This window comes from Lentzea sp. NPDC003310 (assembly GCF_040610935.1).
Taxonomy (GTDB): domain Bacteria; phylum Actinomycetota; class Actinomycetes; order Mycobacteriales; family Pseudonocardiaceae; genus Lentzea.
The window spans coordinates 89,822-104,664 of record NZ_JBEXNC010000017.1 but is presented as its reverse complement, the minus strand read 5'-3'; the positions used below and the strand labels follow the sequence as shown (position 1 = coordinate 104,664).

Below are 14,843 nucleotides of genomic sequence, written 5' to 3'. Positions count from 1 at the left end.
TCCTCCGAGTCGGTGGCCCGACCCTATCGTCCGTCCGGCGGGCCGGCGGCCTCCGCCTCGGTGGCGGCCAGCTCGACCTGCTCACGCAGCCAGCCGGGGACGTGCTCGTCGTCGCGCGGGAAGAACTCCAGGTCGCGGACGTACGAGTACGGGTGCGGCCAGGCCGGCCACTGCGGCTTCTCGTCGTAGTTGAGGTCGATCTCCGGCTCCGCGCCGGCCTGGAGCGCGATGGTCGCGGAGAACCAGGTTCCCCGTCCCGGCTCGTAGCAGGCGCCGCGGAACTCGTCGAGCTTGGCCGAGAAGACCTCGGGCAGCGCGTACGACTTGCGCGTGCCGTCCTTCTTCACCGCGGACGTGGTCGACGAGTCGGTCAGCACCGTCGACAGCACGGAGAAGCGGACGCTCTCCCACTGCAGCGGTGCGGAGAGCTCCAGGATCTCCAGGAGCTCTCCGAGCAGCCGTTCAGCGTCGGGCGTAGGGAGTGTTGGGCGCATAGTTCGCGTTCTCCGGAACGTTCTTGAAGGTCACCTGGCGAACATCCGCCGACTTGACCGTACCGTCGGCGTTGTAGACGACTTCGGTGTACCGCATGGTGACGGTCTCGGGCAGACCGTCCTCCCGGCGGGTCATCCGCACCTGGTAGTCGGCGATCGCCTGGTTGGGCTGGCGGGCGAACTCGGCCAGGCGCGACTCCTCGGCGCGCCACGACGCCGCGTTGCTGAACCCGTCCCTGTTGTGACCCGAGTTCGACGCGTTCATCTGGCCGAACATGTTGATGTACTCGCCGGGGCCGCCCGCCTCGTTCGCGACGATGTGCCCACCGGCCCACTTCACGTCCTGGTACGGCGTGCCGTCGTAGGCGGCCCTGCCCTCGCCACCCGCGCGGCCCTGGGCGCTGTAGTCGCCCGAGTCGTCGCGGAGGTTGCTGTCGGACCTGCCGTAGGTCGGCGTACCGGACACCGAGTCGGTCTGGCCGCGCTCGTTGGTGTGGAAGTCCCACTGGTCGTTGACGCGGTACTGCACGTCGCCCATCAGCGGGTAGTCGAGGTCCGGGTTGAAGCCGTGCACGCCCTCCGCCGCACCGGACTTCGAGCCCGACGTCGCCTCCACCCACTTCACGTTGCCGTCGGCGTCGGTGAAGAACGTCGTGCGCGTGCCGTTCGGGTTGCTGACGTTGAACTGGGTGTTCGGCGGCAGGCTGGTGTGGTCCGGCGGCGTCGTGTGGCCGCGCAGCGGCTCGGGCACCGTCGGGACGTCCTCGATCGCGCGCGGCGGGCCGGGGGCGTCGCGGACGCGGTCGCGCGGAGGCGCCTCGACGTCGCGCGGCGAACCCAGGTCGTCCGGCGGGTTCGGGTCGCGGTGGTAGTGCGTGCTGTTCGGGTCGCCGTGGCCCGGCCGGTCGTAGTCGACGAACCTCTCGTCGAAGTCCGAGGCCTGCTCGTCGATCCGGTCGCGGTTCGGCGGCGGGTCGTAGACGGGCTGGTTGGGATCCGCCGCGCGGTCGCGTGCGTCGGTCGGGTCGAGGTCGGAGTCGTGCTCGCGCGAGCCGGGTGCGAAGCCGTCGTCGCTCGCCCTGGTGCGGGACCCGTCCGGGTGGTGGGTCTCCCACTCGCCGTTCGGGGGGATCCGCGGTTCGCGGGTGCCGTCGGGACGGATGTCGGCGTCGCTCGAGAAGACGCGGCCGTGGCTGTCGGTCCAGGCGGGCCGGGTCGGTGCCACGACGGGTGCGTCGAGGTGCCGCGACAGCTGCTGGGCGAAGTCGTTGCTGCCGGCGTCGCACCCGATCAGGCGAACGGGACGGCTGCCGTCGTACCCGCCGCGCCGCAGCATGTCCGCGTACTCGGCGGGCGTGTAGTCGTGACCGCCGATGCGCGCGCGCCCGTCGGGCGTGATGTGGACGTCCGCGGTGAAGAAGTTCGGGTCGTTCGGCACGCGGTGGGGCAGGTCGCCCATGTCGCTGTCGCCGCCGTGGTGGGAGATGCCGGCGGGGGTGGACTCGGCGTGCCTGGCGTGCGCCTCTTCGGGGCTCGGGCGGTCGGCGGGCGGGGCGTCGTGGGTGTTCGGCGCGTCCGTGGTGCCGTCGTTCGGGCGGTCCGAGTCGTGGGGGCGGTCCGAGTCGTGGGGACGGTCGGTGCCGTGGGGACGGTCGGCGTCCGGACCGTGGTGGGGAGCGTCGGGTCCGTGCGGCGCGTTCGGGCCGTGGGGAGCGTGGGGCTGGTGCGGGAACGCGGACTCCGGGCGGGTGGTGTCCGGAGAGCGGTGCGGAGCCTGGGTGTCGGCGCCGCGGGGGCGGGCGCCGTCCGGGGTCTGGGGACGGGTGCCGTCGGGACGGGTGCTGTCCGGACGGTTGCCGGGGCCGCTGCCGTCCGGCCGGTGGGGAGCGTCGGGGCGCGACGGTGAGCCGGGGCCGCCGTGCGGCGCGTCCGGACGGGTTGAAGGACCGCCGTGAGGCGAGTTCGGGCTGTGCGGAGTGTTCGGGCTGTGAGGCGAGTTCGGGCTGTGCGGAGCGTTCGGGGCCGTCGGCGCGGCCGACTGCGGGCGCATCGGGGCGTCGCCGCGCGGAGCGTTCGGCCCGCCTGCCGACGGGGTGTGCGGCGGCCCGGCGGGCGGCATGTTCGGGGATGACGGGGTGTGCGGCGGCCCGGCGTGCGGCGTGTTCGGGGACGACGGGGCGTGCGGCGCCGCGGCGGACGGCGTGGTGGCGCGGCTCGGGGGAGTCGCGTCGGGGCGGCCCGCGTTCGGGGACGACGGGCTGGTGGTGTGCGGAGCGTTCGCCGACGGGCTGTGCGGGACGCCCCCGGACGGGCTGTGCGGCACACCGGACGGGGCGACGCTGGACGGGCTGTGCGGTGCGCCGCCCGAGGGCATTCCGCTCGAGGGCGCGGAGGGGGCCGACGGAGCTGACGGCATCGAGTTCGGGCGGGCCGGGGCCTCTGCCCTGGCCGCCGAGGTGGAGGTGTCCGGGGTGCGCGGGGCCGGGGCGTCCGGTGTGCGCGGCGCGGGCGCGGACGGTGCGCTGGGCGCTGCGCTGCCGGGGGTGCCGGTCCAGCCCTGGCCGCCCGCGGCGGGCCGTGGTGCGGCGGGGGAGGACGGGGCGTTGCCGGGGGCGTTCGGGGCGCCGCCCATCGGGCCCGACTGGGCCGGGGTCGACGGGGAGCCGTCCGGGGTGCGCGGGGCGGGGGCCTGCGGGGCATCCGGACGGGCCGGGGCCTCCGGTGGCGCCACCGACGACTGGACGGTCTGGCCGGTGTTGCGCGTCGGGACGTCCGGAGTGGACGGGGACGACGGCGCCGACGGCGACGACGGAGTGCCGGCGTGGGCCGGTCCGGCGGGGGACGAGGGAGAGGACGGGGAGGCCGGCGAGCTGTCCGGGGTGCGCGGGGTCGCCTGGGGGGCGTCCGGGGTGCGCGCGTCCGGGGTGTCGGGGGTGCGCGACGGCGCGTCCGGGGTCGACGGGGCGTCCGGCGTGCGCGACGGCGCAGACGGTGCCGACGGCGGGGTCGCCGACGACGGCGACGAGGAGTCCGGGGCCCGCGAAGGCCCGTCCGGAGACGACGACGGCGACGAGGGCGAAGAAGGCGTCGACGGCGAACTGTCCGGAGTGGACGGAGACGACGGAGACGAAGGTGAGGAAGGCGAGTCCGGAGAGGACGGTGACGAACCGCCCGGCGACGACGAGGACGACGACGGCGCGCTCGGGCCACCCGAAGGCGAGAGGTCCGGCGTGTTCGTGCGCTGGAACAGCCCACCGGGCTTGATGGACTTCGTCGAGATCACGTCCAGGCCGGTCACCTTGCCGACCAGCTTGCCGACGACCTTCATGATCTTCGTGAAGATCTCCACCAGCCGGCCCAGCAGCGGCGAGACCTTCTTGATGGTCTTGATGAGCTTCTGGATCAGCTCACCGATGCGCGTGGCCCACTTCGAGATCGCGGTCACGGCCTGCGCCACGATCACCGGCGTGCCGAAGCCGAGCGTGAACACGGCCTCCAGCACCCACGTGATCAGCTTCGCGACCAGGTCGGCGATCAGGTCGCGCACCATCTCGCGCACGAACCCGACGACCATGCCCATCACGCCGACGACCGTGCCGACCGAGCCCGCCGCCGACGCCGCGCCGGACAACGCGTCCAGCTGCTCGCCCGCGGCCTTGCGGTACGCGTCCGCCGCGGCACCGGTCCACTCACCGGTGGTGTCGACGGCCGCCTTGTACTCGTTCGCGACCTTGCCGAGCTCCTGCGAGACGTTGCCCCACGTCGTGGAGTACGACTGGATCACCGGCGGGTCGCCCGCCAGCCAGTCCAGCGCCTCCTTGAGCGGCTGCATGTGCTCCATCAGGAACGACGCCGCGGACGACAGCAGCGTTCCGAACGGGTCGATGGCCATCGAGGCGGCGTCGGCGACCAGGCCGACGACGCCGAGGCCGCCTTCGATCCAGCTGCCCTCGGAGATGCCCTTGTAGGCGTCCATCGCCGAGTCGGCGATGGAGAAGCCGGTGGCCCAGCCGTTGTCGCCGGTGCCCGCGTTGAAGAAGCCGGACGGTTCGGCGGGGGCCTGTGCCACCAACGGGTTCGGAGACGACATCAGACACCACCCTTGAAGGCCTTGGTGATCTGGTCCTCGATCTCCTGGTAGTGCTTGGCGGTCTCCGTCACCTTCTTGGAGGTGGCGGCCATGGCGTCGGCGGCGCCCTTGAGCGCGTCCATGCCCCACTGCTCGACGGGGTCGAGCAGCATCCGGAACGGCTGGCAGATGATGCCGTACGCGTCAGTCGGCATCGACACGGTGTTGGCCGCGTCCACTGCCCCCTGGAGCCGGCCCTGCAGGCCCTCCAGAGCCTTGGCGTGCGCTTCCAGCACGTCCGAGGTGACGTTGAAACCACCGGCGGTCATCGAACCCCCTCAAGTTCGAGCAGCGGACAAGAAGATCAGGAGAGCACGGACTCCCCGCCGAAGTCGTCGTCGTCATCCGACGGCGGCCGGCGGCGCGGGGGAGGCGGCGGCGGAGTCGGGCGGGACGGCGGTGGGGCGTCGTCCTCGACCCGGAAGTTCATCTCGTTGCGGTCGTACGGCGTCCGCGCCGGCTCCTCGGCGGGCGGCGCGGGGAAGTTCTTCTTGGCCTCGTTGAACAGCACGTTGGCCGTCTCGTCCTGCGTGCCGATGGTCTCGGCCATCGCTTCCTGCAGCAGCTGCGGGATCCTCGACTGCGCGCGCTGCAACAGCTTCATGATCTCGCCGCTGATCTCGGCCATGCGCTTGCCCGCGGCCGACTCGTTGATCACCAGGTTCTGCAGGATCCCGTTGGACCCGACCAGGATCTCGATCGACCCGTCCTGCGACCGCTCCGAGATCGTCATCCCCTGCACGCGCGTCGCCATCTCCTGATAGCGCGCGGCGCGTTCCTGGATGTTCTGGTTCCAGTTCGCGAGCATCTGCTCGGAACCGGCGATGTCCTCGGGCACCGGACTTCCTTCCCACAGCGGCGGCGGACTCAAAGGATGACGCAGCCCGATCCGATCTCGTTCCACCCACGAGTCAAATAGGCCGAAAAGACGGACGGCGCCCCACTGAACGGACCAGTGGAGCGCCGGGATGACCGTCGGGCTAGTTCACGCCCAGCAGGTCGACGACGAAGATCAGCGTCTCGTTGGGCTTGATCACGCCACCGGCGCCGCGCGCGCCGTAGCCCAGGTGCGGCGGGATGACCAGCTTGCGGCGGCCGCCGACCTTCATGCCCTGGACGCCCTGGTCCCAGCCCTGGATGACGCGACCGCCGCCGAGCGGGAACTGGAACGCCTCGCCGCGGTCCCAGGACGCGTCGAACTGCTCACCGGTCGAGTGCGAGACACCGACGTAGTGCACGGACACGAACTGACCGGCCGTGGCCTCCGCACCGTCGCCGACGGTGATGTCCTCGATCAGCAGGTCGGCGGGCGCCGGGCCGTCGTGCGGGTCGACCTCAGGCTTCGTGGGGGCCATCACAACTTCCTCTCGAACGGGGGTGTTCGCGGTCGATCCAATCACGCTCGCACGCGCGCGGCCGAATGGCCTACGCGGACCAGCCCTACCCGGCCCACCCGAACCCATGTCTTTCTTTAATGACCCGCGGCGCCTGCAGCCGAGGGGACACAACAGAAGAAGGAGACGAACATGGCGGCAACCCTGCACCGCCTCCGGTCTCTGCTCGGCGCGGCACTGGCGGCGGCAACGCTGTCCATGGCCTGCGTCAGCGTGGCCGAAGCAGCTCCCGTCCCGACCGCCGACGGCGAGTTCGGCACCCAGATCGTCGGTGGCACGCGCGCGAGCACGTCCACCTACCCCTGGGTCGTCTACCTGGCCACCAGCAGCGGCTTCCAGTACTGCGGCGGCACGCTCGTCGCGCCCAACAAGGTCGTCACCGCCGCGCACTGCACCGAGGGCGACTCGCCGTCCGCCGTGCGCGTGGTCGCGGGCCGCGACGACAAGAACTCCACCGCGGGCACCGTCGCCCGCGTCACGAGGATCTGGATCCACCCGAGCTACCGCGACGTGACGCTCGGCTACGACGTCTCGGTGCTGACGCTCGACCGGAACCTGTCCCAGACCCCGATCCCGTTCGCCACCTCGGCGGACAGCGGGCTCTACGCCGCGGGCACCAGCTCGACGATCCTCGGCTGGGGCACCACGTCCTCCGGCGGTTCGGCCTCGCGCTACCTGCTGCGCGCCACCGTGCCGCTGACCAGCAACTCCAGCTGCTCCAGCTCGTACGGCAGCGACTTCAACGCCACGCACATGGTGTGCGCGGGCTACGCCCAGGGCGGCACCGACACCTGCCAGGGCGACTCCGGCGGCCCGCTCGTGGCCGGCGGCAAGCTGATCGGCATCACGTCGTGGGGCGAGGGGTGCGCGGCGGCGGGCTACCCCGGCGTCTACGCGCGCGTCTCCACCTACGCGGCGCAGATCCAGGCGCAGCTGTAGCAAAACGGGCCGGGAAGGACGGGCAACCCTTCCCGGCCCCGCTTACGTCCTCCCACCATGAACGGCAAGAAGCTGTTGGCCGGCGCCGCCGTGCTGGCCGTCGCCGGAGTGTGCGTGAGCTCCGCGGCGAGGGACGACACCCTCGCTCCACCACCGGTCGTGGACCACGGGCCGGTGCGTCTCGTCGCGTTCGACTCGTGCGACAACGCGGTGACCGAACTGCGCCGCGCCATGGCCCCGTACGTCAGCGCGTACGGCCTCGGTGGCGGCAACGTCATGTACGCCGAAGGCATGGCCGCCGACACCGGGGGCGTCGCGCAGAAGAGCGTGCCCGACGCGAGGGCCGCCACTCCGCCCGCGCAGCAACAGGAACACTCGACGACGAACGTGCACGAGCAGGGCGTCGACGAGCCGGACATCGTGAAGACGGACGGACAACGCGTCTTCTCGATCGCCGACGGCAAGCTGCGCGTGATCGACGTCGCGAGCAAGGCCCTCACCGGCACCGTCGACCTGGGTGAGCGCCGCGCGAGCCAGTTGCTCGTCCAAGGCGACCGCGCGCTGGTCGTCACCGAGGGTCCCGTGCTCATGGAGAAGCCGGTGACGCCGCCTGGCAGGCCGTCGTTCGCACCCGCGTCCGGCACCGAGCTGGTGCTCGTGGACCTCAAGGGGCTCAAGGAGATCAGCAGCCTCAAGACCGACGGCTTCTACCTCGACGCCCGCCAGATCGGCGGCACCGCCCGGGTCGTCGTCCGCTCGCAGCCGCGCATCGAGTGGGCGTACCCGGACCAGACCACGAACGAAGCGGGATCGTTGCGCCGCAACAAGGAGATCCTGCAGAACACGCCCATCTCGTCGTGGCTGCCGCAGTACGAGCTCAGCGAGAACGGCGCGAAGTCGAGCGGCACCCTCGTCGACTGCGCCAACGTCAGCCACCCCGTCGTGCACTCGGGCACGTCGATGCTGACCGTGCTGACGTTCGAGCTCTCCGGGCAGCTCGGCACCGGGCAGCCGGTCTCGATCGTCGCGGACGGCGACACGGTCTACGGCACCGACCGCAGCCTCTACGTCGCCGACGACCACCGGCTGCTGCCGGAACTCCCGTCCCGCGCACCGGTCCAGCGCCCGATCACGACCGCGATCCACCAGTTCGACATCAGCGGGTCCGGACCGCCGAAGCACGTCGCGTCCGGGGACGTGAACGGCACGCTGCTCAACCAGTACTCGCTGTCCGAGCACGACGGCGTGCTGCGCGTCGCCACCACCACGGGCACCGAGAGCCGGTGCTGCTGGCGGGTGCCCGCGGACGTGGTGCCGCAGCAGCGGCAGGCGCCGTCGGAGAGCTTCGTGACGACCCTGCGCCGCGACGGGGGTCAGCTCGCCAAGGTCGGTCAGGTCGGCGGTCTCGGCAAGGGCGAGCGGATCTACAGCGTGCGGTTCATCGGCAAGGCCGGGTACGTCGTCACGTTCCGCCAGACCGACCCGCTCTACACGCTCGACCTGAGCGATCCGCGGCAGCCGAAGGTCACGGGCGAGCTGAAGATCAACGGGTTCTCCGCCTACCTGCACCCGGCGGGCGACGGCAGGCTGATCGGCGTCGGCCAGGACGCGACCGACCAGGGCAGGACGACGGGCACGCAGGTGTCGCTGTTCGACGTGAAGGACCCCGCGGCACCGCGCCGCGTCGCGCAGTACCACCTGCCGGACACCAGCTCCGAGGCCCAGTTCGACCCGCACGCGTTCCTGTTCTGGCCGCAGGACGGCACCCTGGTGATCCCCGTGGCGTCCTACCGGACCAACTACGAGGCCTCGTCCTTGGTGCTCAAGCTCGACGGCGACCAGCTGCGCGACGGCGGCCGGATCGTCGAACCGGCGAGCCAGGACTACAGCGGCGGGCAGCGGCGCACGATCGTGATCGGCGACCAGCTGTGGTCGATCTCGGCCGCGGGCGTGCAGGTCAACGCGCGGACGGGCCTGGCCCAGCAGGCCTGGCTGCCGTTCCCGCGCTAGAGCGGTCCCCGGTGAGCAGGCGGTGCGCGAGCACCGTGCCGCCTGCCATCGCGGCCGGGATCACGACCAGCGCGGCCAGCGGGACGAGGCACAGCAGGTAGGTCGGCACGGCGAGCCCGAGCACCAGCCCGCGACGCGTCTTGAGGATCTGCCTGCGCTGCTTGAACGACCGGCCGCGGCGCGTGAACGGGATGCCGGTGAGCTCGATGCCGAGCAGGTAGCCGTTGATGCACACGGCGAGCACCGGGACGACCGTCTGCCCGATCACGGGGATGAAGCCGCAGAAGAACAACGGGATCGCGAACGCGATCGAGGTCGCGACGAGCAGGATCGTGCTGCGCAGGCCGACCACGAAGCCGCGCCAGAAGCCGATCTGCTCCGCCTCCGGCACACCGCCGAGCTCGTCCTCGACCTCTTCGGAGATGTACTCGTAGAACGGGCCGCCGATCATGAGCGTGATCGCGGTGAACAGCAGCACGCTCAGGCCGAGCACGGCCGCGATCACCGAGATCCCGACGGCGACCTCGGCGATGCCCTTCCAGGTGTCGCTCCACGAGTCGGCGAAGCCGGTGAGCCAGTCGGCGAGCGAGTCGATGTTGGTGAACAGCAGCACCCAGCCGGTGATCATCAGCACCGCCGTGATGACCGCGGGCAGCGCGCCGACGAGCACGCGCTTGGGCGAGCTGAACACCAGGCTGAACCCGCGCAGCAGCAGACCGACACCGGCACCGAAGTCCTTGATCACGCGCGCAGGATAGTCGGTGCGGTGGTCCGATGTGGGCAGGTGGAGGGATTTCGGTCGCTGCTACTCCGGCGGCGCGGCGATGCAGGCCGTGCCGACGCGGCGGAACCCGACCCTTTCGTAGACCCGTGCGATGTCCTCGCTCCCGGCGGAGAGGAACACCAGTTCCGCGCCCCGCGTCAGGGCGTCCCGCGCCAGCTCCGCCGTGACCGCGCCACCGAGGCCGCGCCGCCGTGCCGCCGGCAACGTGCCGATGCCCGCGATCTCGACGACGTCGCCCGCCCGTTGCGCGGTGCCGGACGCCAGCACGCCCTCGCCGGGCACGTCGGCCACCGCGTACCGGTGCCGGCCCGCCATCGAGGTCGCGGTGGCGAGCGCCGCGTCCCGTTCCGCGGTGCCGACCTCGCCCGTGGCGGTGCCCGGTGACGAGAACGCCAGCTGTGCCACCACCGTCACCTCGGCCGTGCGGGTGTCGAGCACGCGGACGTGCGGGTGCGGGTCCGGCAACCGTGCGGGGTCGAGGACCATCAACGGCGCTTGGAGCACGTCCAGACCGGCCTCGCGGGCCACGTCGAGCAACCCCGGCGTCGTCTCGTGCACCCACTCGAACGCTTCCGGCACACCGAGCTCGCGCTGCCGTTCCCGCACCTTCAGCACGTCGGCGACGGTCGGCCTGCCGCCGGGGTGACGGGGCCGCGCGTAGAACGGGTAGCCGTCGCCGGCCTGGAGGAACAGCACCAGCTCGCCGTGTTCCTCAACGCGAGATCCCGGTCGGGGCACAGTGTCGTAAAAGCTTTCGAGAACGTCCCACACGGACGATCACGCTAGCTACCTTTGGCGGTATGACGCACGGCAATTCCCGCAACGAGCGGTCATGAGGCTCTTGGCGGCGCTCGTCGCCCTGCTCCTCGTCCTCACCGGCTGCGGCAGCGATCGCGAGGACCGCTTCGCCCGCCCCGGCGCGCCGAAGAACTCGCCCAGCGGCAAGTTCGTCGCGCACGCCGAGAGCGCGAGCGAGGTGCGGGTGACCGACCGCAACGGCGGGGACGTGTTCCGCAAGTCCTACGAGTACGCCACCAGTTCACGCGCGGACGCCATCGGCGTCGTGTGGCTGTCGCAGAAGGACCAGCTGTGGGTGCTCGTGCCCGGTGACACCAGCGAGCGCATCGAGGCGGGCCCCGACGGCGTGTGGACCGCGGTCGAGGCCGACCTACCCGGGGAGATCACGCGGCTCGGGTGACGGGTCCTCCTCACCCTCGGCCATCCTCCTGCCCCGCTCCAGCTCCGCGTCGAACTCGGCACCCAGCAGCACCGCGATGTTCGAGATCCACAGCCACACCAGGAAGACGATCACGCCACCGAGCGAGCCGTAGGTCTTGTTGTAGGACGCGAAGTTCGCCACGTAGATCGCGAAACCGACGGTCGCGAGCGCCCACAGCACGATCGCGAGCAGGCTGCCGGGCGAGACCCAGCGGAAACCGGGTTGCTTCACGTTCGGCGCGGCCCAGTACAGCACCGCGAACGCGAGGCTCACCAGCAGCAGGATGACCGGCCACTTGACGATGTCCCAGACGGTGACGACGGTGTCGCCGAGCCCGATCGCGCCGCCCACCGCGTCCGCGACGCCCCCGGTCAGCACCAGCGCGCCGAGCGTGACCGACACCAGCACCACCGAGCCGAGCGTCAGCCCGAGCCGCAGCGGCACCGTCTTCCAGAACGGGCGGCCTTCCTCCACGTCGTAGACGGCGTTGCACGCGCGCATGAACGCGCCGAGATATCCCGACGCCGTCCACAGAGCCGTGAGCAGACCGATGATGCCGAGCAGGCTGGCCGCGTTCTGGCTCTTCTGCAGCTCTTCGATCGAGGACTTGACCAGCTCGCCCGCCTCGCCGGGGGCGACCTCGTCGACGTACTTGATCAGCTCCTGCGTCGTGGTGTCGCCCAGCAGCGCGAGCACGGACGTCAGGACGATGATCCCGGGGAACAGCGACAGCACCGCGTAGTAGGTGAGCGCGGCCGCCCAGTCCGTCAGGTTGTCGTCGTTGAACTCCTTGACCGTCCGCTTGAGAACGCCCCACCAGGCGCGCTTGGGCAGCCTGGTGGGGCCTTGGACGTCGTTACCTGCGGGCACGGCGCCAGCCGAAGGAACGGGTGCCGGAACCGACACCGGCGAGGTGCAGCGCGAGCAGCAACAGTCCGAGCACGACCAGCGTGTTCACGGTGATGACGTCACCGAGCCCGGCCTTGGCCAGGTCCAGGATCAGCGCCAAGCCGAACGAGACTGCGGCGATGATGGCCAGCATTTGTGTCCACCTCCGTATTGGGTGAGGTGCGGATACCCGGTCTCTCGCGGGGGAATCACGCCGTTCGGAGCAATGGACGTGCCATGATCGGTCCCGTGGACGTCCAGCGCTGGCAGGCAGCGGCGGTTCCGTGGTGGGTGACCAAGGTCGGGCTCGTCGGTGGGTGGATCGCCGCCTTCTACTTCGCCGCGAGCGCGAACGAGGCCCCGTGCACGGCCTCGCAGCCGTGCCTGCCGGACCCGTTGTTCTCTCTCGCGGTCGTGCCGCTGCTGGCCACACCGTTGCTGCTGTTGTTCAACCGCGTGCTCACGGGCTGTGCGATGGGCGTGCTGTTCGGTGCGCTGGACATCGCGCTCGACGGCAGTGCGGCGGCCAACGTGGCGTTCGGGCTGCACGCCGGTGCGTGCGCGGTCGTGGCGGCGTGGACCCTAAGAGCACGGGCGGACCAGCACGAGGCGGCGGGCGCGGCCCTCGTCTCGTTGCCGGACCTGCCGCCGCAGCGCGGTGTCCTGCGCGTGGTCGCGGTGCTGCTGGTGGTGTTCGGCTTCCTCACGTTCGTGCAGTACAGCCTGAGCAACGACGAGATCGAGCAGCACGTCGCGAACGCCAGCCGCGTCTCCGCCGAGGTCGTGGAGATCAAGGACACCTACGAGGTGTGGGTGGAACTGCCGGACCGGCAGCGCACCTCGTTCCAGCCGCTCGCGCCGGAGTCGTACCGGGTCGGCGACGAGGTGCCGGTGCTCGCCGACGGCACGTGGGTGCGGATGGCGAACGAGCCCGAGGACGTCACCTGGTGGCTGAGCATCGGGGGCGTGGCCGTGTTCTTCGCGGTGCTGCTGGCCGCGCGGGAACGCCGCCGCCGCGCGTTGTGGTCGGGCCCGGTGACGGCGATCCGCGTGCAGGCGCACCAGATCGGTCCGCGCCGGATCCTGTTGCGGCACGCCGGGACCGACCTCGCCACCGTCACGACGCTCGCCGACCTGGGCCTCGAGGAACCGCTCTACCACGACACCGACCAGTTCGGCCGGGTGTGGCGCGGCGAGGAGGACCCGCCGCTGCAGCACGACCCGATCGAGGTGCTCGTCGCGGGGGAGTGGCACCACGGCGGCCAGGTGGCGCTGGTGGTCGAGGGCTCGGTCGTCACGACCAGCACGCTGAACCGCGTCCGCCCGCGCCACACCGTCCACAGTGCACACCTGCCGGGCGTGCCGGTCACCGCCGGCACCCCGGTCGAGCTGCCGCACGCGATCTGGCCGGGGGACCGTCGGCGGGTCGAGGGCGTGGCGCTGCTGCTCGGCGCGGCGGGGGCGTTGATCGCGCTGAAGTACTACCCGGAGCTGATCGTGCTCGGGCTGATCGGCGTGCAGTGCGTGCTGTCGGCGGTGACGCGCTTCCAGCCGATGCTGCGCCTGGACCACAACTCGGTCGTGCTCTACACCGGCGTCTTCACCTACCGGGTGCCGTGGGCGCAGCTGCACGGCGTGCGGCGCTCCGGTCCGCAGCTCATGCTCGCGTTCGGCCCGCACGGCGACGTGCTCACCACACCGCACCTGCCGGACAAGGAAGCGGGCGAGAAGCTCATGTGGGCGCGCGCCCGGTCGTTGATCGCCGAGCACCCCGGAGACCGCGTGACCCGCAGGCTCAACATCAGCGTGCTGGCCGGCGCCGCCTACGCCGCGGTGGTCCTGTTCATCTGAGCTTCGCCACGGCCTGGAGCAGGCGGTCCACATCGGACTCGTCGGTGTACGGGCCGATGCCCGCGCGCACGGCGCCCTTGTCACCCAGGCCGAGCCAGCGCGAGCACTCGAGCGCGTAGAAGTGGCCGGCGGGCGCGTTGACGCCCTCGGCGCCGAGCCGCCGGTAGACCTCGGCCGGGTCCAGCCCGTCGACGGAGAACAGCACGGTCGGCGTGCGCACGGCCGCCTTGCTGTAGACGCGCACGCCGAGTTCCTTGAGGCCCGTCTCCATCCGCTCGCGCAGGCCGAGCTCGTACTCCTCCAGGCCGTCGAGCGACCGCATGAACTCGACCGCCGCGGTCGTCCCGGCCAGCAGCTCGTACGGCAGCGTGCCCAGCTCGAACCGCTCCGGCACGGCGTTGGTCGAGGGCAGCAGCTTGTCCGGGCGCAGCGTCTCCAGCAGCTCCGGCGCCGCCGCCAGCACACCGAGGTGCGGGCCGAGGAACTTGTACGGCGAGCACACGAAGAAGTCCGCGTCCAGCGCCTCGACGTCCACCGGCACGTGCGGGGTGTAGTGGACGCCGTCGACGTACACGAACGCCGCCATCTCGTGCGCCGCCCTGGCGATCTCGGCGACGTCCGGGCGGGTGCCGAGCAGGTTCGACGCGGCCGTGACCGCGACGACGCGCGTGCGATCGGACAGGAGCCTGGTCACCGCCTCGACGGGCAGCTCCCCGGTCGTGCGGTCGAACGCCGCCCAGCGCACCGTGGCCCGTGCGGCCTCGGCGGCCTGCACCCACGGCCTGATGTTCGCGTCGTGGTCCATCCGGGTCACGATGATCTCGTCGCCCGGCCGCCAGTTCTTCGACAGCGTGCGCGCGAAGTCGTAGGTCAGCTGGGTCATGCTGCGGCCGAACACGATGCTGCCGGCGTTGAGGAACTCGGCCATCGTGCGCCGTGCGGTCCGCACGATCTCCTCGGCACGGCGTTCGGAGGCCGTGACGCCGCCGCGGTTCGAGACCGCCGAGATCAGCGTGTCCCGGACCGCGTCCGCCACGACGTCGGGCACCTGCGCGCCGCCGGGGCCGTCGAAGTGCGCGGCACCCTCGCGCAACGCGGGGAAGTGGGCGCGGACCGCTGCGACGTCGTAGGCCAT

Annotated in this window: 14 protein-coding genes; 4 read left to right on the top strand and 10 right to left on the bottom strand. The window is 71.5% G+C overall.

The genetic code is table 11. The features are described 5' to 3' along the window. Positions 1-23: 23 nt before the first annotated feature. From ABZX02_RS31945 to ABZX02_RS31925, 5 genes are all read right to left on the bottom strand, one after another. The gene (locus ABZX02_RS31945) at positions 24-494 is read right to left on the bottom strand and encodes a hypothetical protein (RefSeq protein ID WP_355303716.1); all 471 of its coding nucleotides are present in this window, start codon (positions 492-494) and stop codon (positions 24-26) included. Further along, the gene (locus tag ABZX02_RS31940) at positions 463-4,584 is read right to left on the bottom strand and encodes a hypothetical protein (RefSeq protein ID WP_355303714.1); all 4,122 of its coding nucleotides are present in this window, start codon (positions 4,582-4,584) and stop codon (positions 463-465) included. Before ABZX02_RS31940 ends, ABZX02_RS31945 begins: the two co-directional genes overlap by 32 nt. Further along, positions 4,584-4,892, bottom strand: coding sequence for a type VII secretion target (locus ABZX02_RS31935; RefSeq protein WP_355303712.1), 309 nt, complete (start codon positions 4,890-4,892; stop codon positions 4,584-4,586). Before ABZX02_RS31935 ends, ABZX02_RS31940 begins: the two co-directional genes overlap by 1 nt. 35 nt (positions 4,893-4,927) lie before the next feature. Next, a complete protein-coding gene (locus tag ABZX02_RS31930; RefSeq protein ID WP_355303710.1) occupies positions 4,928-5,461 on the bottom strand; it encodes a YbaB/EbfC family nucleoid-associated protein in 534 nt (177 codons plus the stop codon). A gap of 142 nt (positions 5,462-5,603) precedes the next feature. After that, entirely contained in the window at positions 5,604-5,978 is a 375-nt protein-coding gene (locus ABZX02_RS31925) for an FKBP-type peptidyl-prolyl cis-trans isomerase (protein WP_355303708.1), read from the bottom strand. A gap of 171 nt (positions 5,979-6,149) precedes the next feature. On the opposite strand from ABZX02_RS31925, the gene ABZX02_RS31920 reads away from it, so the two are divergent. Then, entirely contained in the window at positions 6,150-6,956 is an 807-nt protein-coding gene (locus tag ABZX02_RS31920; protein WP_355303706.1) for a serine protease, read from the top strand. Positions 6,957-7,013: 57 nt separating this feature from the next. After that, the gene (locus ABZX02_RS31915) at positions 7,014-8,966 is read left to right on the top strand and encodes a beta-propeller domain-containing protein (RefSeq protein WP_355303704.1); all 1,953 of its coding nucleotides are present in this window, start codon (positions 7,014-7,016) and stop codon (positions 8,964-8,966) included. Here ABZX02_RS31915 and ABZX02_RS31910 read toward each other — a convergent pair. Together ABZX02_RS31910 and ABZX02_RS31905 are read right to left on the bottom strand one after the other, a co-directional pair. Beyond that, positions 8,914-9,711, bottom strand: coding sequence for an EI24 domain-containing protein (locus tag ABZX02_RS31910; RefSeq protein WP_355303702.1), 798 nt, complete (start codon positions 9,709-9,711; stop codon positions 8,914-8,916). The genes ABZX02_RS31915 and ABZX02_RS31910 overlap by 53 nt on opposite strands. Before the next feature lie 60 nt (positions 9,712-9,771). Beyond that, positions 9,772-10,446 (bottom strand): GNAT family N-acetyltransferase, encoded by a 675-nt coding sequence (locus ABZX02_RS31905; protein ID WP_355303700.1) that lies wholly within the window; start codon positions 10,444-10,446, stop codon positions 9,772-9,774. Between the two features lie 136 nt (positions 10,447-10,582). On the opposite strand from ABZX02_RS31905, the gene ABZX02_RS31900 reads away from it, so the two are divergent. Then, positions 10,583-10,948 (top strand): hypothetical protein, encoded by a 366-nt coding sequence (locus tag ABZX02_RS31900; RefSeq protein ID WP_355303698.1) that lies wholly within the window; start codon positions 10,583-10,585, stop codon positions 10,946-10,948. On the opposite strand, the gene ABZX02_RS31895 is transcribed toward ABZX02_RS31900, so the two are convergent. Together ABZX02_RS31895 and ABZX02_RS31890 are read right to left on the bottom strand one after the other, a co-directional pair. Further along, on the bottom strand, positions 10,919-11,839 hold the full coding sequence (locus tag ABZX02_RS31895) for a YihY/virulence factor BrkB family protein (protein WP_355303696.1): 921 nt from the start codon (positions 11,837-11,839) through the stop codon (positions 10,919-10,921). The genes ABZX02_RS31900 and ABZX02_RS31895 overlap by 30 nt on opposite strands. Then, entirely contained in the window at positions 11,826-12,011 is a 186-nt protein-coding gene (locus ABZX02_RS31890; protein WP_355303694.1) for a hypothetical protein, read from the bottom strand. The genes ABZX02_RS31895 and ABZX02_RS31890 overlap by 14 nt, the downstream gene beginning before the upstream one ends. Positions 12,012-12,094: 83 nt before the next feature. Here ABZX02_RS31890 and ABZX02_RS31885 point away from each other — a divergent pair, with 83 nt between their 5' ends. Continuing rightward, a complete protein-coding gene (locus tag ABZX02_RS31885; protein WP_355303693.1) occupies positions 12,095-13,708 on the top strand; it encodes a hypothetical protein in 1,614 nt (537 codons plus the stop codon). Here the strand turns inward: ABZX02_RS31885 and ABZX02_RS31880 are convergent. After that, positions 13,701-14,843 (bottom strand): cysteine desulfurase-like protein, encoded by a 1,143-nt coding sequence (locus tag ABZX02_RS31880; RefSeq protein WP_355303692.1) that lies wholly within the window; start codon positions 14,841-14,843, stop codon positions 13,701-13,703. The genes ABZX02_RS31885 and ABZX02_RS31880 overlap by 8 nt on opposite strands.

Bases quoted from the DNA above. Each gene is read 5' to 3' on its own strand.
- ABZX02_RS31880 (WP_355303692.1), bottom strand. From the start codon at position 14,843: ATGGCCTACGACGTCGCAGCGGTCCGCGCCCACTTCCCCGCGTTGCGC.
- ABZX02_RS31925 (WP_355303708.1), bottom strand. From the start codon at position 5,978: ATGGCCCCCACGAAGCCTGAGGTCGACCCGCACGACGGCCCGGCGCCC.
- ABZX02_RS31945 (WP_355303716.1), bottom strand. From the start codon at position 494: ATGCGCCCAACACTCCCTACGCCCGACGCTGAACGGCTGCTCGGAGAG.
- ABZX02_RS31940 (WP_355303714.1), bottom strand. From the start codon at position 4,584: ATGTCGTCTCCGAACCCGTTGGTGGCACAGGCCCCCGCCGAACCGTCC.
- ABZX02_RS31935 (WP_355303712.1), bottom strand. From the start codon at position 4,892: ATGACCGCCGGTGGTTTCAACGTCACCTCGGACGTGCTGGAAGCGCAC.
- ABZX02_RS31915 (WP_355303704.1), top strand. From the start codon at position 7,014: ATGAACGGCAAGAAGCTGTTGGCCGGCGCCGCCGTGCTGGCCGTCGCC.
- ABZX02_RS31920 (WP_355303706.1), top strand. From the start codon at position 6,150: ATGGCGGCAACCCTGCACCGCCTCCGGTCTCTGCTCGGCGCGGCACTG.
- ABZX02_RS31890 (WP_355303694.1), bottom strand. From the start codon at position 12,011: ATGCTGGCCATCATCGCCGCAGTCTCGTTCGGCTTGGCGCTGATCCTG.
- ABZX02_RS31900 (WP_355303698.1), top strand. From the start codon at position 10,583: ATGAGGCTCTTGGCGGCGCTCGTCGCCCTGCTCCTCGTCCTCACCGGC.
- ABZX02_RS31885 (WP_355303693.1), top strand. From the start codon at position 12,095: ATGATCGGTCCCGTGGACGTCCAGCGCTGGCAGGCAGCGGCGGTTCCG.